This window comes from Pristimantibacillus sp. Z349TD_6 (genome assembly GCF_056173205.1).
In genome coordinates, this window is the sequence record NZ_CM149662.1 from 4,150,652 (window position 1) to 4,170,324 (window position 19,673).

The 19,673-nt window shown below is 44.4% G+C and carries 19 protein-coding genes; 2 read left to right on the forward strand and 17 right to left on the reverse strand.

Annotation, left to right across the window (positions count from 1 at the left end):
• Positions 1 to 230 precede the first annotated feature (230 nt).
• The 8 genes from AC0VYE_RS18075 to pdhA form a co-directional block, all read right to left on the reverse strand.
• Positions 231 to 1,718, reverse strand: a complete 1,488-nt coding sequence (locus tag AC0VYE_RS18075) for a glutamate synthase subunit beta (protein WP_475442474.1) — start codon at positions 1,716 to 1,718, stop codon at positions 231 to 233.
• 245 nt (positions 1,719 to 1,963) lie between these two features.
• Positions 1,964 to 2,455 carry a dihydrofolate reductase gene (locus tag AC0VYE_RS18080; protein WP_076265850.1) on the reverse strand — a complete coding sequence of 164 codons (492 nt, stop codon included), beginning with the start codon at positions 2,453 to 2,455 and terminating at the stop codon, positions 1,964 to 1,966.
• A 42-nt stretch (positions 2,456 to 2,497) separates the two neighbouring features.
• Entirely contained in the window at positions 2,498 to 3,454 is a 957-nt protein-coding gene (locus AC0VYE_RS18085) for a thymidylate synthase (RefSeq protein WP_076265849.1), read from the reverse strand.
• 55 nt (positions 3,455 to 3,509) lie between these two features.
• The gene (locus tag AC0VYE_RS18090) at positions 3,510 to 3,995 is read right to left on the reverse strand and encodes an acyl-CoA thioesterase (RefSeq protein WP_475442475.1); all 486 of its coding nucleotides are present in this window, start codon (positions 3,993 to 3,995) and stop codon (positions 3,510 to 3,512) included.
• A 112-nt stretch (positions 3,996 to 4,107) separates the two neighbouring features.
• Positions 4,108 to 5,523 carry a dihydrolipoyl dehydrogenase gene (lpdA, locus tag AC0VYE_RS18095; RefSeq protein ID WP_076265847.1) on the reverse strand — a complete coding sequence of 472 codons (1,416 nt, stop codon included), beginning with the start codon at positions 5,521 to 5,523 and terminating at the stop codon, positions 4,108 to 4,110.
• A gap of 3 nt (positions 5,524 to 5,526) precedes the next feature.
• On the reverse strand, positions 5,527 to 6,861 hold the full coding sequence (locus AC0VYE_RS18100; protein ID WP_475442476.1) for a dihydrolipoamide acetyltransferase family protein: 1,335 nt from the start codon (positions 6,859 to 6,861) through the stop codon (positions 5,527 to 5,529).
• A 14-nt stretch (positions 6,862 to 6,875) separates the two neighbouring features.
• A complete protein-coding gene (locus AC0VYE_RS18105) occupies positions 6,876 to 7,853 on the reverse strand; it encodes an alpha-ketoacid dehydrogenase subunit beta (protein WP_441907543.1) in 978 nt (325 codons plus the stop codon).
• A gap of 20 nt (positions 7,854 to 7,873) precedes the next feature.
• Entirely contained in the window at positions 7,874 to 8,941 is a 1,068-nt protein-coding gene (gene pdhA / locus AC0VYE_RS18110) for a pyruvate dehydrogenase (acetyl-transferring) E1 component subunit alpha (protein WP_475442477.1), read from the reverse strand.
• Positions 8,942 to 9,231: 290 nt separating this feature from the next.
• Between pdhA and AC0VYE_RS18115 the strand changes: the two genes are divergently transcribed.
• Positions 9,232 to 9,969: an alpha/beta hydrolase gene (locus tag AC0VYE_RS18115; protein ID WP_475442478.1), complete on the forward strand. Its 738-nt coding sequence runs from the start codon at positions 9,232 to 9,234 to the stop codon at positions 9,967 to 9,969.
• A gap of 62 nt (positions 9,970 to 10,031) precedes the next feature.
• On the opposite strand, the gene AC0VYE_RS18120 is transcribed toward AC0VYE_RS18115, so the two are convergent.
• Both AC0VYE_RS18120 and AC0VYE_RS18125 read right to left on the reverse strand, forming a co-directional pair.
• Positions 10,032 to 10,529 (reverse strand): low molecular weight protein-tyrosine-phosphatase, encoded by a 498-nt coding sequence (locus tag AC0VYE_RS18120; protein WP_475442479.1) that lies wholly within the window; start codon positions 10,527 to 10,529, stop codon positions 10,032 to 10,034.
• Entirely contained in the window at positions 10,526 to 11,167 is a 642-nt protein-coding gene (locus AC0VYE_RS18125) for a trimeric intracellular cation channel family protein (protein WP_076265841.1), read from the reverse strand. The genes AC0VYE_RS18120 and AC0VYE_RS18125 overlap by 4 nt, the downstream gene beginning before the upstream one ends.
• 223 nt (positions 11,168 to 11,390) lie before the next feature.
• On the opposite strand from AC0VYE_RS18125, the gene AC0VYE_RS18130 reads away from it, so the two are divergent.
• Complete coding sequence (locus tag AC0VYE_RS18130; protein WP_076265840.1) at positions 11,391 to 12,029, forward strand: thiamine diphosphokinase; 639 nt, start codon at positions 11,391 to 11,393, stop codon at positions 12,027 to 12,029.
• A gap of 72 nt (positions 12,030 to 12,101) precedes the next feature.
• On the opposite strand, the gene AC0VYE_RS18135 is transcribed toward AC0VYE_RS18130, so the two are convergent.
• From AC0VYE_RS18135 to AC0VYE_RS18165, 7 genes are all read right to left on the reverse strand, one after another.
• Positions 12,102 to 14,075, reverse strand: coding sequence for an endonuclease MutS2 (locus tag AC0VYE_RS18135; RefSeq protein WP_475442480.1), 1,974 nt, complete (start codon positions 14,073 to 14,075; stop codon positions 12,102 to 12,104).
• A gap of 447 nt (positions 14,076 to 14,522) precedes the next feature.
• Positions 14,523 to 15,299: an MBL fold metallo-hydrolase gene (locus AC0VYE_RS18140; RefSeq protein WP_475442481.1), complete on the reverse strand. Its 777-nt coding sequence runs from the start codon at positions 15,297 to 15,299 to the stop codon at positions 14,523 to 14,525.
• Positions 15,296 to 15,970, reverse strand: coding sequence for a GNAT family acetyltransferase (locus tag AC0VYE_RS18145; protein ID WP_076265837.1), 675 nt, complete (start codon positions 15,968 to 15,970; stop codon positions 15,296 to 15,298). The genes AC0VYE_RS18140 and AC0VYE_RS18145 overlap by 4 nt, the downstream gene beginning before the upstream one ends.
• Positions 15,971 to 15,984: 14 nt before the next feature.
• Positions 15,985 to 16,647, reverse strand: coding sequence for a GNAT family N-acetyltransferase (locus AC0VYE_RS18150; RefSeq protein ID WP_475442482.1), 663 nt, complete (start codon positions 16,645 to 16,647; stop codon positions 15,985 to 15,987).
• A 34-nt stretch (positions 16,648 to 16,681) separates the two neighbouring features.
• A complete protein-coding gene (locus tag AC0VYE_RS18155) occupies positions 16,682 to 17,542 on the reverse strand; it encodes a carbon-nitrogen hydrolase family protein (RefSeq protein WP_076265835.1) in 861 nt (286 codons plus the stop codon).
• Positions 17,543 to 17,566: 24 nt separating this feature from the next.
• Positions 17,567 to 18,925, reverse strand: a complete 1,359-nt coding sequence (locus AC0VYE_RS18160) for a HAMP domain-containing sensor histidine kinase (RefSeq protein ID WP_076265834.1) — start codon at positions 18,923 to 18,925, stop codon at positions 17,567 to 17,569.
• Positions 18,922 to 19,620 carry a response regulator transcription factor gene (locus tag AC0VYE_RS18165; protein ID WP_076265833.1) on the reverse strand — a complete coding sequence of 233 codons (699 nt, stop codon included), beginning with the start codon at positions 19,618 to 19,620 and terminating at the stop codon, positions 18,922 to 18,924. Before AC0VYE_RS18165 ends, AC0VYE_RS18160 begins: the two co-directional genes overlap by 4 nt.
• Positions 19,621 to 19,673: the final 53 nt, after the last annotated feature.

Below are 19,673 nucleotides of genomic sequence, written 5' to 3' on the forward strand. Positions count from 1 at the left end.
CAATCCGATTTTACCACAAGTTTCCTTAGGACAGTGAGCTTAGTTTTTGAATTTCTTCTTGAATGTGCAGCGGCAGTATAAAAGCTGTGATTTGTTCCTTCTCGCTAACCGTAAATTGATATTTTACAATAAAAGCCTTCATCTGCGGGATAGTAATGACCCTATACACAGCAAGAAAAGCGCCCTAAGGCGCTTCTCATCCATCATAATTATTATCATACGTCCAATATTTAAGGAAGCATCGATGATCCCATCAAATATTTATCCACTTCACGAGCGGCCTCGCGACCTTCATTAATCGCCCAAACCACTAAGCTTTGACCACGGCGCATGTCGCCTGCAGCAAATACTTTATCCACATTTGTGTTGTATTTGCCATAAGTCGCTTTTACGTTTGTACGACGGTCTTGTGCAAGTCCAAGCTGCTCAATCAGCGTTGTTTCTGGGCCTTCAAAACCTACTGCAATAAATACAAGATCTGCAGGCCATACTTTTTCTGTTCCTGGAATTTCACTATATATTTTACGTCCAGTCTCATCAACCGTACGTTCAATTTGAACGGTATGAAGTTCTTTAAGGTTTCCATTGCCATCGCCAACAAATTTCTTCGTTAGTACAGAAAACGCTCGAGGATCTTCGCCAAATAGTGCTTTTGCTTCCTCATGTGCATAATCCAGCGTGTACACATTCGGGAATTGCGGCCATGGATTTTTATCGTTGTCTCGCACTAGCGGCGCTTTCGCATGTGTGCCGAATTGCGTAACCGACTTACAACCGTGACGCAGTGCAGTAGCCACGCAGTCCGATCCAGTATCTCCACCGCCAATAACGATAACGTCCTTGTCTTTCGCGGAAATATAGTTTCCATCTTCAAGATTCGAATCCAAATAGCTCTTAATTGTGCCATTCAAGTAATCCATTGCCATGTGAACACCGTTCAAATCGCGGCCTTCCATTTCAACGTCGCGAGCTCTTGTCGAGCCTCCGCATAGAACGACTGCGTCAAAGTTATTAACGAGCTCAGAAGCTGTAATATCTTTGCCGATCTCTGTATTCGTTACAAACTCAACGCCCTCTGCTGCCATAATATCAACACGGCGCTGAACCACATGTTTTTCAAGCTTCATTGTAGGAATACCATAGGTTAGCAAGCCGCCGATGCGATCTGCGCGCTCATATACGGTTACGGTATGTCCTGCTTTATTCAGTTGTGCAGCAGTTGCCATCCCAGCAGGGCCAGAGCCTACTACGGCAATTCGTTTGCCTGTGCGGACTTTTGGCGGATGTGGAACAACCCAGCCCTCTTCAAACCCGCGATCAATGATTGCTTGTTCGATCGTTTTGATCGTTACAGCATCACCTATTAAACCAACCGTACAAGATCCCTCACACGGTGCTGGACAAACGCGGCCTGTGAATTCAGGGAAATTATTCGTTTTATGCAGACGGTCTAGCGCTTCACGCCATAACCCGCGATAAATCAAATTATTCCATTCTGGAATGAGATTGTTTACTGGGCAGCCTGAAACCGAACCTGCCAGTTCAATGCCAGTGTGGCAATATGGTGTACCACAGTCCATGCAGCGAGCGCCTTGTGTTTTTAACTGCTCATCCGAAAAATGCTTATGAAACTCTTGCCAGTCTTTGATACGCTCTAGCGGGTCGCGATCGGCCGGCAATTCGCGCTGAAATTCCATAAAACCAGTAGGTGTAGACATGATCGCATTTCCTCCATCCATATTTCCCGTTAACACTGCTTAGATTCTCTTTAAAACTATATCGGGAATTCTTAAAATATTCAATAACGAACTTTCTGCGAAAACGAATATTTTGTCTAAAGCACTCGTTTACTATTTTACAACATCCTAGCATTCAAGTACTTATGAAGGTAATGGATTATGCGTACAATCATTTGCACTTTCTGACATATCGTTCGTCAAACGTTCGGTTTTACCTTAAAAAGCTATACTTCCGACCGAATAAACGTTTGAAACGTGAAAGCATACTTGTTTTTTTCATCACTATCTCTGCTCTCGCTTTCCACAAGCTTCCACTGCGAATCAGAGAATGCAGGAAAAAATGCATCTCCGCCTTCAATATCTGCTTCCACTTTTGTAAGCAAAATTTTATTAGCGAAGGGCAAGAACTGCTCGTAAATATCAGCACCGCCTATCACAACAAGCTCTTCAGCTGTATATAATTCTAGCGCTTCTTTAATCGAATGTACGATTTCACAGCCCTCAGGGTGGAAATCCGTTTGACGTGTCAATACGACATTTTTACGATCAACCAATGGCTTAGGCAGGGATTCAAACGTCTTACGGCCCATGAGTACTGTTTTACCAATCGTCATCTTCTTGAAAAAAGCCATTTCTGCTGGCAAACGCCATGGCAGCTTGTTTCCTATTCCTATAGTTCTATTGCGATCCATAGCGGCAATCAAAGTAATATTCATAATGGTTAACTCCTTTCTTCATTTTTAAAAAAGAATATGAATTTACACAGCAACCGGAGCTTTAATCGTTGGATGCGGGTTATAATCCTCAATCGATAAATCCTCAACTGCAAAGTCGAAGATTGATTTTTTGTCTGTGTTTAATTTTAACTGAGGGAGCGGTCTTGACTCTCTGCTGAGCTGAAGCTCGATTTGCTCCAAATGATTCGTGTAAATGTGGGCATCTCCAAGCGTATGAATGAAGTCTCCCACTTCAAGCCCGCATTCGTGTGCAATCATGTGGGTCAATAAGGCATAACTTGCGATGTTAAATGGTATGCCTAGGAAAATGTCAGCGCTTCGCTGATAAAGCTGGCATGAAAGCTTGCCGTTTGTTACATAGAATTGGAACATCGTGTGGCAAGGAGGCAGTGCCATGCTGGGAACGTCTTCTGGATTCCAAGCGGAGACGATCAGTCTTCTCGAATCCGGGTTTTTCTTAATCGTAGCAATGACATCCTTAAGCTGATCAATCGCATCCCCTTGCGTCGTCTTCCACTCTCTCCACTGCTTGCCATACACGTTGCCGAGCTCACCGAATTCAGCGGCAAACTGGTCATCCGTTAAGATGTTCTGCTTAAAGAGGTCCATTTGCTCGTCATATACTTTAGAGAATTCAGCATCCGTTTGCGACCGAAGACCAAAATTCGTCATGTCAGGGCCCGTGTAGGATGCGCTCTCCACCCATCTTTTGAACGCCCATTCATTCCAAATATTATTATTATGCTGCAGCAGATAACGAATGTTCGTATCTCCTTGAATAAACCAAATCAACTCACTGGCAATTAATTTGAATGGCACACGTTTAGTTGTAAGCATCGGAAAACCTTCGCTAAGATCAAAACGCATTTGATAGCCAAAAGTAGAGATCGTTCCTGTACCTGTTCGATCCTCTTTTTTTGTTCCATGCTCTAAAACATATTTTAACAACTGCAGGTAGGTTTGTTCGCTTTTGCTCATTTAGACATTGCTCCCTATCATGAAAAAAATCAGAAAAATAACAATAATTATATCATCAACTAGGGTTTCTGTCCTGTTTTCGTTTCTTTCGCAGCGCATGCCTCTCAGGAGCGGAAAGATGCAGCTTTATCTCCTCTTCTGTCTCTGGGACGACAGTTGGAACAATAGCAGGTTTGCCATGATCATCAATAGCAACAAAAGTGAAAAAAGCAGTAACTGTCGTTTTGCGCTCTCCTCTGAACAAATTTTCGGAACGAACGGACACGAACACTTCCATCGAGCTGCGATGTGTCCACGAAACAAAGGCTTCAACCTCAATAACTTCTCCGACCCGAATCGGCGCCAAGAAATCAAGACTGTCCGTTGATGCGGTTACAGCTTGCATCCGTGCATGTCTCATGGCTGAGATCGCAGCAACCTTATCCATGTACTCCATCAGCTTTCCGCCAAACATCGTATCAAAATGATTCGTATCCAAAGGAAAGATCAGCTGCGTCATAATTGTACGTGATTCTCTAGCCAGTTTCGTTAATTGTTCCATGCTCGTGTACGCCTCCTATTTGTTGGATTAAAGCTCTTGAAGCGCAAAGAGGCCCCGCCGGCTGGAGAGCCGCGTGACCTCTGTTGTCGCAAAACGATAGCATTATTGCGATTTATTTAATGAAAGTGTGGATCGGGTGGCCAAGTGCAACCTCAGCTGCATCAAGCACGATTTCACCAAGTGTAGGATGCGCGTGAATTGTAAGTGCGATATCCTCAAGCGTTGCGCCCATTTCGATAGCCAAAGCAAGCTCAGCAATCATATTGGAAGCCTCAATACCGATGATTTGCGCACCAAGTACAAGACCGGAGTCTGCATCGGATACGAGTTTAACAAAGCCTTCATTTGCATTAAGCGACATTGCGCGTCCATTGATTGCGAACGGGAATTTGCCAACTTTTACATTATGACCTTTGTCTTTTGCTTCCTTCTCACTGAAGCCAACGCTTGCGCATTCTGGATCAGAGAAGCAAACTGCTGGTACACATTTGTAGTCAATAACACTGGATTGACCCGAAATGGCTTCAGCTGCGATACGGCCTTCGTACATTGCTTTGTGCGCAAGCGCAGGTCCAGCAATGATATCGCCAATCGCATAAATATGAGGAATGTTAGTGCGGCATTGCTCATCAACTTCAACTAGTCCACGATCGGACAGCTTCACGTTAATAAGGTCAAGACCTAGCTCACCATCCGTATTTGGACGACGTCCAACCGTTACGAGCAGGTAATCCGCAGTTACTTTCTCTTCTTTATCGCCAACTGTATAAGTTACAGTAACATCTTTATCTGTTTGCTCAGCACCTTTTGCTTGTGCGCCAGTAATGATATCCACATTCGTGCTTTTTAGTTTCTTCGCAACGATGTTGGACATATCTTTGTCAAAGCCCGGCAAAATTGCATCGGAGCCTTCAATTACTGTAACTTTTGTGCCGAATTTGGAGTACATTTGACCAAGCTCGATACCGATATAGCCGCCGCCGATAACGACAAGGCTCTTCGGAATTTCTGGCAAGGACAATGCGCCTGTTGAAGATACGATACGGCCAGTGAAAGGGAAAGCTTTTAGTTCAATTGGACGTGATCCTGTAGCGATAATGCAGTTTTTGAAACGGTAGCGAGGCGCTTCTTGATCGTTGAATACACGCGCTTCGTTTTCGTTAATAAACATAACTTCGCCTTGGAAATATTGGACTTTGTTTGCTTTCAGAAGAGAAGCAACGCCGCCTGTCAATTTTTTCACGATGCCGTTTTTGAACTCTTGCACTTTAGTAAAGTCAACCTTTGCTTCTCCAACTTCGATACCGAATGCGGAAGCGTGACTGATTGATTCATATTGATGTGAAGCGGAAATAAGTGCTTTCGATGGAATACAGCCCACATTCAAGCATACGCCGCCTACATGTTCTTTATCCACGATGAGTACGTTTTGACCAAGTTGAGCAGCACGGATCGCTGCTACATAACCGCCTGGGCCCGCACCAATAATTAGAGTGTCAATATCTAGGGAAGCATCACCAACAACCATGTCTTATACCTCCATTATGAACAGTTCTGGTTGACCCAGAAGTGTTTTGATGTAATTCATAAAGTTTTGAGCTGTAGCGCCGTCGATAAGACGGTGATCGAAGCTAAGTGAAAGAGCCATTACAGGAGCAGCTACGATTTCACCACCCCGAACAATCGCTTTTTCAGTAATTCTACCTGTTCCAAGAATTGCAACTTCTGGGAAGTTGATAACTGGAGTGAAGAACATACCGCCAGCAGAACCAATGTTGGAAATCGAGATTGTGCTGCCTTTAAGCTCGTTGGCAGCAAGTTTACCGTCACGGCCGCGAGCAGCTAGATCACGGATCGAGTCAGCAATTTTGAATAGGTTTTTACGATCTGCATCTTCAATAACCGGCACGATTAGGCCGTTATCTGTATCTGTAGCGATACCGATATTGTAGAATTTGCGAAGAACGATTTCTTGATTAGCCTCATCAAGCGTTGCGTTCAAGATCGGGAACTCGCGGCATGCTGCCACAAGAGCTTTCACGATGAACGGCAAGTACGTAAGCTTGGAGCCTTTTTTCTCAGCATAAGGTTTATACTTAGCACGAAGTGCTACTAGCTCCGTTACATCAACTTCATCCATGATCGTAACATGTGGAGCTGTATAAACCGATTTCGACATTGCGTTAGCAATGATTTTGCGAATACCTTTGAATGGTACGCGCTCTTCCGGACGGTACGGTGTTCCAGCCGATACTGCAGCAGGTTTAGCTTCGCCAGCACCTTTAGCTGCAACTTCTGCGTTGCTTGATTGTTCAGCTGCAGGAGCAGATGCATCTGTAGCTGCAACAGCAGGAGCGCAGCCAAAACCAGTTACGTCATCACGAGTGATACGTCCGTTTTTGCCAGTTCCGCCTACTTGTGTTAGATCTACGCCTTGCTCGCGTGCAAATTTACGAACGCTAGGTGTTGCTAGTACAAGACCGCCAGTTGCTTTAGGAGCAGCTGCTGCTTGTGCTGCTGGAGCTTCAGCTTTAGGCGCCTCAACTGCTGGTGCTGCCGCCGCTGCAGGAGCTTCTGCTTTAGGTGCTTCAGCTGCTGCTGGTTCAGCTTGCTCTGGCAATTCGCCTTCTGCATCAATAATTGCAACAACCTCGCCAATGTGGCAAACTTGTCCGTCTTTTACGAGTACTTCGAGCACTTTACCATTTACTGGGCAAGGCACTTCGACGATCGCTTTATCGTTTTGAACTTCCATAATAATGTCATCATCTGTAACCGTGTCTCCGACTTTGATATGCACTTTAATGATTTCGCCTTCGTGCAAACCTTCGCCGAGCTCTGGGAAACGATATTCGAATTTAGCCACCGCTTTAACCTCCTTTAAAAGTTCAGTACTTTGTTAACCGCTGCAGAAATACGAGCTACCGTAGGAAGCCACGCATCCTCAACTAGAGCAAACGGATATACAGTATCCGGACCAGCAACACGCAGTACTGGAGCTTCTAAGTGCAGAATTGCTTTTTCATTGATTTGAGCAATGATTTCTGCTGCTGCCCCAGAAGTTTTTTGTGCTTCTTGAACGACAATAGCACGGTTTGTTTTCTTAATTGATGCAACGATTGTATCGATATCAAGCGGAAGCAGTGTGCGAAGATCGATAACTTCTACACTCACGCCTGTTTTTTCTAGTTCTTCTGCTGCTTTGACAGCTGTGTGAACCATAAGACCATAAGAAATGATCGTTACGTCGCTGCCTTCGCGAACAACATTTGCTTTGCCGATCTCAACTGTATATTCACCTTCAGGAACTTCAGCCTTGAACGCACGGTACAAGTTCAAGTGCTCCATGAAAAATACAGGGTCATTATCACGGATTGCAGAAATCATCAAGCCTTTTGCATCATAAGGGTTTGAAGGAATAACTACCTTTATACCCGGTGTTTGAATAGCAAGACCTTCTAGGGAATCCGTATGCAGCTCAGCCGCTTTAACGCCGCCGCCAAAAGGTGTACGGAATACGATTGGTGAGTTGTAGCGACCGCCAGAGCGGTAACGCATACGAGCAGCTTGGACAAACATTTGGTCAAGCGCTTCATAAATAAAACCTACGAATTGAATTTCAGCGATTGGACGGAAGCCTTGCAAGCCCATACCAACTGCCATACCTGCAAGAGCTGACTCAGCAAGAGGCGTATCAAATACGCGTTCTTCACCAAACTCATCCTGCAAACCTTCTGTCACACGGAATACTCCGCCGACTTTACCTACGTCCTCACCAAAGATGACAACGTTCGAATCACGTTTAAGTTCTACGCGCATCGCATCGCGAATTGCTTCCAACATATTCATTTGAGCCATGATCGTCTGATCCTCCTCTTCTATTGAAAATCGTCCTTTTGCTCTTCCAAGTATTGCGGTGTTGTTTCGAACATGCTATCGATCAAGCCTGCTACAGTCATTTTTTCAACTGCTTCAGCTTTTTTGATGTGCTCAGTTACAGTTGCTTTTGCTTCATCTTTCACACGGTTTGTGTCTTCTTCAGTCCACAAGCCTTTTTTCTCTAGATATTTACCGAAACGAACAAGCGGATCTTTTAAAGCCCATTCTGCTTCTTCATCTTTTGTACGGTATTTAGTCGTATCATCCGCCAAGGAATGCGGACGGAAACGGTAAGTTAGAAGCTCAATCAAAGTAGCACCTTCGCCATTGCGGCCGCGCTCTGCTGCTTCTTGAACAGCTTTGATAACAGCAAGTACGTCCATACCATCCACTTGAACACCTTTGATACCAGCAGCAACAGCTTTATGTGCAACAGACAAAGCGCCTGTTTGCTTGGAGTAAGGTGTAGTAATAGCATAGCCGTTGTTTTGTACAACATAAATGACAGGCAGCTTATAAGCGCCTGCGAAGTTCATGCCTTCGTAGAAGTCGCCTTCTGACGAACCGCCGTCGCCTGTATAAGTGATAGCTACACGTTTTTCATTCTTTTTCTTAAATGCCATTGCTACGCCAGTTGCGTGCAATACTTGTGCGCCAATAATGATTTGCGGCATTAGAACATGTACATCCTCAGGAATTTGACCACCTTGTTGGTGTCCGCGAGAATATAGAAAAGCTTGGTATAATGGCAAACCATGCCATACAAGCTGTGGCATATCACGGTATCCTGGGCAAATGAAATCATCTTTGTTTAGCGCGTACTCACTACCAATCATTGATGCTTCTTGACCTGATACTGGAGCGTAAAAGCCAAGTCTTCCTTGACGACCTAAATTAACAGCACGCTCATCCCATGTACGAGTAAATACCATGCGGTACATAACTTCTTTTAATTGATCATCAGACAAAGCCGGCAATAAGTCCGGGTTAACAACATCCCCGTCGAGTGACAAGACAGATAGCGGAGTTACCGGTTCCGTTTGAACTTCGTATGGCAATTTGCTCATTTTGATCGCTCACCTCAATTGAAATATTTGAAAATCGTTTACCTCTGTTATAGAATTATTATAAACCTGTTTAATGAAAATGGTCAAAGCAAAAAACACAAAAACCGTTGTTTTTTCGCTGATTCTCATCATTCTTTTAAGAAATTGTATATGCTACAGACTTTATTTATTAGTATAACAGCATAATACAACAAGACAGAAATAGATGTGATTCCTTTGATTGTCTTTCTATTGTTTACCCACAACAGATGTTTTCCATTCAATAAATTCAACCGATAGGAGAGAAAGAAATGACAGATGAGCGATATTTGAAGAGAACAATAGTAAAGGAAACCGTGCCAAGCCGATATTTGGCCGAACAAAGCCGCAATTTGCGTATCTTTTTGCCGCCAGGTTATAACGAGGTGCTTAGCTACCCGGTCGTCTATTGCCAAGATGGCGAAGATTTTTTCAACTTTGGGCGAATTGCTACAACAGCGACGCGATTGATTTTGGATGAGGGACTTGAACCCTTCATTATTGTAGGTGTTGATGTCGACAAAAAGCAGCGCACGGAGGAATACACTCCAGATGGCAACCGACACGAGGCATACATTCGATTTTTCGCGGAAGAGCTCATTCCGTTTGTTGAGGAGCGTTATGCGGTAAGACAAGACCCAGAGCATCGATTATTAGCAGGCGATTCACTCGGCGGTTCCGTTTCCTTGCATCTAGCTCTCTCCTACCCGCAGCTTTTTACACGTGTCATGTCCTTATCAGGTGCTTTTTATGGCGTATCCCAAAATATTATTTCCGCAGCAGGAGACCTTAGCTGGCTCAATATTTATATGATTGTTGGCCTGCAAGAGGATGCCTATGAAACGGACCGTGGCGTATTTGATTTTGTAGCTTTGAATCGCAACGCCAAGGCGCTGCTCGAACTCAATCAAGCTACTGTCTTCTATGAAGAAAAAGACGGCAAGCATCAATGGGGTTTCTGGCAAAAAGAGCTTGATAAAGCTCTCTACTATTTTATTGAGGTTGAATAATCAAAAGCAAAGCTGTCCAGCAAGCTCCTTACGGAACTGTTGGACAGCTTTTTTTAATGAATTTATTCATTTAATTTCAAATCTGCTTTTACCCGTTTGAGAAGCTCCTTACATCCGCTGTCGACTAACTTATAAACAAACGGAAAATTGTTTTCATAATAAGGATCAGGCACATCGGCTATTCCTTTCGCAGGCAGCAGCTCCATAAAAGTAAACAATCGCTTGGATTCCTCTGCTGTAGCTTTACCTTCTCCAAAAAACAGCTTGCGGACATCTCGTAAGTTGTTTGTGTCCATACATACGATATAATCAAACGTGTTGTAGTCATCAGGCGTAACTAATCGAGCTTTCATACCTTGATGTGAAATTTGATGCTGATCCAGCTGATCCCTTGTGCCCTCATGCGGCGGATGACCCAAATGCCAGTCACCGGTTCCTGCGGAATCAACCATAATTTGATCTGTCAATTTTGCTTGCTCTACCTGATGGCGCATAACAGCTTCAGCCATTGGGGACCTGCATATGTTTCCGAGACAAACAAATAAAATACGAGCTTTCATGATATTCCTCTTTTCTGCTGTTCATTAGAAGTATGAATATGTAACGTGCGTCTTGGCAGCTTCCACTTGAAATAGACAGATAGCATGCGGAAGCTAATAATAATAACGAATAAAACCAAGAGCTCCAAGGTTGATTTTATCCAACCTAGTCCAATCGCGAGACCTGCAAGCATAGCCCATACGGCATAAATTTCATCTTTTAGCACAAGCGGCTTGCGGCCTGCCAGCACATCGCGAATGATACCGCCGCCAATCCCTGTCAGCATGGCCGCAACAAGAACCGCACTGAGCGGATGCTTCATTTGCGTTGCATACAGCGCTCCTTGAATAGCAAAGGCTGATAATCCAATCGCGTCAAAAAACGCCTCGCTCCGTCGCCAGCGCTGAATCCAGTCAACAGGCAATAGAAAAGCAATCGTCATGGCAATGATAGCTATTTTGAGTAGGTATCCTTGATTCCAAAGCGATGTAACTGGCATACCTATCAACAGATTACGCACGACACCACCGCCAAATGCTGTGACAAGTCCAAGCACGAACACACCTAGTATATCGTATTCTTCCTCCATAGCGACAATCGCTCCGCTGACTGCAAAGGCAATTGTTCCGATAATGCTAAAAATACCAAAAATGTCCATACTCACAGCAAATGCTCCTCGCTTCCCGTACATGAACCGATCAATGCACCTTGACTTTCATTCATCATTTTAGCTGGGAGGATGTGGATACGCAACGACAAATTTCGTGAAATTCATTCGTTTATCCATACAGTTATTCCATTCCTCTGGTTTTTATAGAACAAAAGGCATTATACTGGAGTGAATTACATTAGATTTTGCCAAAAAGAAAGGAAAATTCATCATGCATCCTCGCATCGTCATATGCACGGGCGGCCAGCTTGGCGCCTGGGCACTTGCACATATAAAGCCCGATGATCTGCTTATTGGAGCAGACAGCGGTGCTCGCTTCCTCATTAAGAACGGACGACGTCCGGATATTTCGATCGGAGACTTTGATTCCGTATCAGAAGAAGATTTGTTAGAAATTCGAGAAAATAGCGGTCAAACGATAGCTTGTGACCCCATCGACAAAAACTACACCGATACGGAAATGGCCATACGTCTCGCCTTGGACTTGCAGCCTACTGAAATCATTTTACTCGGAGCGCTGGGCACTAGATTTGATCATTCACTTGCTAATGTCCACCTGCTCGCGCTTTCTTCCCAGCAACAGGTGAAAATGACGATCATCGATGACCATAATAAAATTTCTTTGATTAGCGATCAATTAAACATCGAGCAGCAAGGATATCCTAACGTTTCTTTGCTTCCGTTGTCGTTAAAAGTAGAAGGAATAACGCTTGATGGTTTTCAATATCCGCTGACTGACGCCGAGCTAACGATTGGTCAGTCACTCGGGATTAGCAATGTCCTTGTATCATCTAATGGAACCATCTCCATAAGAAAAGGCTTATTGTTGGTCATCCAAAGTCGTGACTAATGATTTTCAACAAAAGACCCAACCGAGGTAAATAATCCTTCGGTTGGGTCTTATGTTTGCGCGATTAATCCTTTAGAGAAGCTCATCCTCATTTGTAACAATTTCCAAGCCGTCTACATGCTTGCGATTCATCAGCTTGCGGGCTTTTCTATTCTCCTTTGATTCAAATACAATATCGAGATCATACTCCTCATTTTGACCCGGGTAAAGCTTCGTTTTGGCGATATACAGCTTCAACCGTTTATGATTGAATGTAAGCTTTTGCCCTTGAATTTGGACAATCACATTTCCTCTTTCATCTGCAGGCCGATATACTACACCCATTTTATTTAGAGGATAGATCCATACTGCATCACCTTTCTCAAAAGGTTTTTTTGCTTCTTTCGGGTTCTGTGCTTTCGTTTCATCAGCCTTTTTTAAATTTTTGTTAATAAAATCTGATGCTGCTGAAGATGACGTTTTCTGAGTTTCCTTTTCATTTCTTGATTGCTCACTTGTGTGTGTTTCATGAAATTGATTTTCTTTCCGCACGAGCAAATGTTCTGCACGCCGCATCACTTCTTCCGGTAGACCAAAGCGCCTTGCTATCGCGAATGCGTGACTCTCGCCTGCTTCCCCAATCTCTAAGCGATAAAGCGGCTTTAACGTTTCCGCATCGAATGCCATTTTCCCATTTTGACATCCAGGGGTGCGTGCAGCAAAAGCTTTAATTTCATTAAAATGAGTCGTTGCCCCTGCTAATGCTCCTTTTTTCAAAAGTTGTTCTAATAGTGCGATAGAGAGCGCTATTCCTTCTGATGGATCGGTACCCGCTGCCAATTCATCAAGCAGAAGCAGTGCTCTAGGCCCAGCCGCTTGAAGCATATCCTTAAGAACAGTGATATGAGATGAAAATGTACTCAGTGATTGCTCCAAACTTTGTCCATCTCCAACATCGGCAATAACGTGCTGGAATACGCCGATTTCACTCCCCTGCTCAGCTGGGACCAGCAGGCCAGATTGAACCATCAATACGAATAATCCAATGGTTTTCAAGGTTACCGTTTTGCCACCTGTATTCGGTCCAGTAATAATTAACTGTTTCCATTTGTATCCGAGCTCCACATGCAGCGGTACGCTATGTTGTCCTAGCAGTGGATGGCGTGCACCGACGAGTCTAACGACTGGCTGATCGGATAACTCGATTTTTTTGCCGTTATACGACCTAGAGAGCTTCGCTCTTGCCGTAATGAAGTCAAATGAAGCCATGGCTTCTACATTGCGAAATAGCTCAAAGGAGAACGACTCGGTATATTCAGACAAACGGGATAATATAACGGTACGCTCCCGCTCTTCATCCGCCTTCCATTGCTGCAGCTCCACCTGAAGCTCTGATGCGTCTAATGGCTCAACGAACAAGGTCTGACCACTAGCGGATTCATCCCATACTGTCCCTGGCACCTGCTTGCGATGCTCACGCTTTACTGCAATAACAAATCGATCATGTCGCTTGCTGATAACCGGCTCTTGTAGAGCAGTACGATATTTATGAAGCGCATTCTCCATTTTTTTCTGGATCTTGTCCTCCGCTGCATAGATATGCCTGCGGATGTAGGCAAGATCAGGGCTAGCTTGATCGGTCAGCTGGCCGTAACGAATACAACGTTTTAGTTCGTCCCTAAGTACGGGGCAATCGTACATAGACTCCGCATAAGCGGAAATCGTTGGCGCAATCTCACGTTTGCTGAACATGTACTTTTTCATTTGCACAACAGAGCTTAACCATACCGATAGCTGTTCTAGTTCCTGCTCATTATAAATTCTACCTTTGCCGAGCAGCGACAGAAACGAATCAATTCCGTCCATTGCGGATAATGGAATGCTTGCTCCGCTTCCGAGAAGTTCAGCAGCCTCGTACGTTTCTTGCAGCCATGCTTCAACTTGCCGCTGCTTCGTGCTTGGTTCAAGCCTTTCAGCCAACAATCGTCCTGCGGGTGATATCGTGTAGCTCACTACGTCTGCTTTTACCTTATCAAATTCTAATCTTCGCCAAGATGCTTCATTCATCTGTGTGGCCTCCTCTATTTTGAGTAAAAAAAAAGACAGAAACAGAACGCGGGCGCGTTCCATTCCTGTCTTTGATCGACAAATGCTCCAATACCATTTCCACCGCTAACAAAATCGTTAACATGAAAATGGATATAAAAAAACCGCGCTGCGAGAGCACGGTGATTGGGCCGCTGTCGAATTGCTTCAGGCGGAAATCCTCATGTCCAGAACTCTTGGCGTCAGATCACGAAATAGAGCCTTGCATCTCAGTGATTTCACACTGGGAATCGTCGCAAGACCAACGTTCATCTGACTCTATCCAATTTATGAGTTATGGACACCAGCAAACATTAAAATTTCCCCTTTAAGCATCATGTTAAAAGTTATAATCCAAAATAGGATTCTTAATAAATGTACATAAAAGACAAGCAGCTTGTCAAGCGAGACTTAATCTACTGTTTATGGCTATAATGAAATGGACATGCCTGTTCGTGCAAATTGAAGGTGATCGGGCAGCTTATAATCTCTCCGAAGATCAATATCATGCGACATATGTGTGAGAAAGGTTTGTTTGGGCTTCCACTTCTGAATAAGCTCGATAGCTTCAACCACATCATAGACAGAACGAGTTTCATAAGCGAAAGGCTCTTCGTAAAAGCTTGTTCCTAGTACAAGCAAATCAAGATCAGCCAAATGTTGCTGCTGCTCATCTGTCAGGCCTATGGAATCAGAGCAATATACCCATTTGCAGTTTGTTTCTGAATGTTCAAAGCGAAATGCGTAGGCATAGCCGTTTTTCCCGTGATTGACTCGCCAGCTATACGCTCGCCATTTGCCGAGCATAATAGGAGTGTCAAATGAATGGAACTCAATCTGCCGATTTAGCCAAGGAAAACGATCTAATATTTCTTTAATGACTTCAGTGGGCGCGTAAGCTTGACCTCTTTTTTTCGTCCAGCGACAAGCGTCTGCCCACTCCACCAATCCACCGATATGGTCAAAATGAGCATGTGTAATGAGCAGTGTGTCGATCTCACGCAGTGAGGCCATCTCTAATTGTTTTGCGAAGTCCGACCCACAGTCAATCCACACCGTTCCAGCTTCTTGGTCCTCCATCTGCAGCGACGATCTATAACGGCGGTTTTCCTGTGTTTCCCGTGCTTCCTCACAAACCTCGCATTCGCAATAAATGCGAGGCACACTCATGGAATCTCCAGTTCCCCTAAAAATCAGCTTCGTCATAGCGGCAGCAGCTCAAACGACTCCGATGCACGGATTTGTTCCATCATTTGAAGCCATTGTTCCGGCTTGTTTGGCAACGCGGCATAATAGCCTTCTAAGAATGAGGCGATAAGAGCTGCATTAATCGTTGTTTGCTCTTCATTTTTCGGAAGGAAACATAAGTCCAGTTCAGCAACAGCTTGGCCTTCATGGTCCCAAGAAGGATGCACATAAGGAAAAGCGATTCGCTTATAGCCGATATGTGACAGCACTTCGCGACGCACAAACGGATTCATAGGTGAAACTCCGCCAAATGCATGCTCACCTGCGCGATAAGGGTCGTATACCTCAGCAAACATGCCAAGCGAGACAGTACCGGACTGATCAGCTAGCTTCTGCAAATCTTGTTCTCGATTGCGGAGTAGAAAACGACCGATGCCAAGTGATGGTTTTCCGATAATCGTAAAATCAGTCATAGCAACGCGCAGCTCTGGATAATAACGATATTCAGTTGAACCAACGACTTCCCCCTCATGCAATGCAACATATACATGAATGCTTGGGTCTTCAAGAGGCTCGCGCCAAAGTTCATAAGCAAGAACTTCCTCAGGCGGAAAAATCGATTGAAGAAGCTTATGTAATGGTTCAAAATATTTGTCCTCAATGCTTACGATTCGATGATAGGTTAGCATATATGTACATCTCCTTATTTAAATGGATTACGCCACTCCATGATTGCAGCGCAGTTACCTGATTGCTCATCATCCAAGTAGTCATGAGCAACACCAATCGGCAGCCGTCCGCATCTAAGCAAAAAAGTAATGACAGGGTCTTTGAATTCTCCAATTAGCACTTTTTCCAAATAAGCTTCTGGCGTCATCTCCTGTAATAGCGCGCCATAACCAGGCATGCGACCGCCCCCAAGCAATCTCATAAGTCCCAGCTGAACAACCGTTTCATACATCGATTGCATGAGCCATTTGCCAATGCCTGATTTTCGGAACTCCGGTATGACACAAAGGTCTATTATATACAGAGTGTTCCCGTTTTTATTATGATTGCGAATATAACCACTGTCAGAAATCGTTTCCCAATTATGTGCATGGCCATAATCTTTCATATCGATAGTTACTCCGGTCATGGAGCCAATAATCATTCCATCAACCTCTGCGCATAAGGCACCTTCAGGGAATCGGTTCACATGTTCAGTTAATTGTTCTTTGTTCCACCAAAGCTCCTGTGGGTAAGGCGGGGGAAAGCTTAGCCGCTGAACTTCAATCAATCCATCAAAATCTGCTGGTTTATAATTGCGAATAATTGCTTTTTGCGGCTTTCCATCGATGAACAAGTACAGCTCCTTACGCATCACTGTCTCCCCCTTTCTTCGCTAAACAAGATAAAAATCAAGTCCAATCAGTATACAAATCGGTGCGACGGTCACGCCACGTCGTAACAGAACCCTTCAGCCTGACTTCCTCAAGCAAAGATAAGTCAAGATCAGCCACGACGAGCATATCATCATTGATGATACCTTCGCTTAATATACCGGCTGGCGGGAACGGAATATCGTTCGGAGCAATAATAGCAGCTTGTCCAAAATTTGCCCGCATCAGATCAACTTTACGAAGAGAGCCAACTGTACCCGTCGTTACAATGTATACCTGATTCTCAACAGCTCTAGCATGGCAGCAGTATCTTACGCGATAGAATCCATGACGATCATCTGTGCACGATGGACAGAAAATGACATCTGCACCTTTAGCGCGAGCCATTCGAACGATTTCAGGAAATTCAATATCGTAGCAAGTAAGCATCGCGATGGTACCATAAGCGGTCTCGAATACCTCAAGACCTTCACCTGCTGACATATTCCAGCCTTCTACTTCTGGTGGCGTAATGTGGATTTTATGCTGAACGTCAATTTTCCCATCGGGATGAAAGAGATGCGCAGCATTGCGCAAGCTTCCATCCGCTTGTTTGATCACGTGGGTGCCTCCAACAATGTAAACCTCATATTCAGCAGCTAGTGAGCGAAAGAGAGCAAGATAATCCTCCGTGAATTCAGGAAGTCGATCAATAGAAAGCGCAACGCCCTGCTCATCTCCAATGGACATCAATTGGGTTGTCAGAAACTCAGGAAACAAAATAAATTGTGCCCCGTATTCCGAGGCATTGCGTACATAATGTGTTACTTGCTCTGCGAATTGCTCAAACGAGTTAATATCAGCAAGCTTATACTGAACGGCTGCCGTACGAAACTTCATTCGTTAAATCCTCCAATCGTATCGTTATTGTTTGCGCTGTTTAAATTGCAAAGTAATCGTCGTGCCTAAATCCGGCAGACTAAACACATCTACCTTTCCTTCATGCAAATCAATGATTCGTTTGGCGATGGACAAGCCGAGACCTACTCCGCCTGTTGTGCGGCTTCTGGCTCCATCCACACGGTAGAAGCGCTCGAATAGATGCGGAATTTCGTTTTCTGGAATGCCCATTCCTTTATCCTTAACCTCGATTTTCACGATATGTCTAACGAGTGTAATCGTAATATCGATCGGGTCCTTCGAGTATTTAATCGCGTTATCGAGCAAAATGACGAGCAGCTGCCTGATTTTGTCTTTATCTCCAACCATACGAACAGCCTTGGACATCGCTTTCACTCGAATCGGTCTGCCGAACGTCGTTTGCAGCATCGTTGCTAGCTCATCAACCACTTGAACAACGTCAAACAGCTCCTGCTTCAGCCAATCCTCCTGCTCTGCCTCAGCGAGCATAAGCATGGATTTTGTTAAGTTTTGCAGACGATTTGCTTCTTTATCGATTGCTTCAATCGCTTCATTTCGCAAGCTCTCGTCATCACGTCCCCAACGCTTCAACATACCAGCATAGCTGCTGATAACAGTTAGAGGGGTTTTGAGCTCATGAGAAGCATCTGCTACGAATTGCTTCTGCTTAGCAAATGTGCGGTCAAGTCGTTCAATCATTTGATTAAATGCACGAACGAGCTGCAGGAGTTCAGCAGATTCCTCGCGGTTGCTAAGCTCAATTTGTCTAAGCTTCCCGCTTCGGTCAATTTCTCGCATCGTATTAACCATTTGCTGTATGGGCGCCGTTAGTCTTGAAGTAAACCAATACGTTCCGAATATGGCAAATAGAATGGCACCGCCGCTCGTGACGCTTAACGCTGCGACCAGCACCTGCAAATAATTGTCCAACTCATCTAGTATTCGATTAATCTCAAGCATTGCAATGACACGATTGCCGTCATATAGCGGAACTCGCATGAACAAAATTCGTTCTCCGCCCTTCGTGATCATCCCGGTATGGTGATGCACCTCAAAGGTCGCTGGCAGCTGCTGCAGCAGCTCATCCGTTCCTGTTATATTTACAACCCTGTTATTAGGCGCAATGATGCGAATCATTTCGTTTACGTTGTAATACTCATTGAGCAGCTCCGGATAGTTTAATCCTCGGCCGCTCTGAATTCGGGGATTCTCAAGCATGAGATTCACTTTATTCGCAATGACCTCTTCTTCACTTTCAGTCGTTATTTTGATCACATAGAAATACACAAAAATATTAAATAGAATCAAAATAAAAATAAGCCAAAAAATGGTGAAAAGCGTAAACCGTTTGCGGAGTGTCATGCATCGGGCTCCTTTATCATATAACCTACTCCTCGAACCGTATGAATAAGCTTATGACGATAACCCTTGTCCAACTTCTGACGCAAATAACGGATATAAACATCTACTAAATTTGTTTCACCGATAAAATCATATCCCCAAACTTCGGATAAAATATCTTCACGCGATTTCTCATCATTTTTGTTTTCCACAAGGTATACAAGCAGCTCAAACTCACGCGGCGTTAACTCGATCAAAATATCTTTGCGATAAACCTTACGCGTGCGCAGCTCAATCGTTAAGTCGCCAACCTTGATCATGTCGGATCCTTCCGCTTCTTTCGGATACTGCTGGAATATACGCAAAATATTGCGAACCCGCGCCAGCAGCTCCTCCATTGCGAACGGCTTAGTAATATAATCATTTGCTCCATGCTCGAATCCGCTTACTTTATCCGGTACGGTGTCGCGTGCAGTCAACAATATAATAGGTACAGGATTTCCTGCTTGTCGCAGTAATCGCAGCACTTCAATTCCGCTCATCTCAGGCAGCATGACATCGAGCAATACAAGCTCCCATTCACCTGTCGAAGCCATTTCATATCCGGTTCTGCCATCAGCGGCAGTTCCTACGGTATAACCCTCATGCTCAAGCTCAAGTTGTAAAATTCGGGAAATACCCGCTTCATCTTCGACGACTAGAATACGTTCTTTCATTCTAGAGGTTCACCTGCTTCCAGTTGTAAATAATATTAATGCCGTTAATCAAC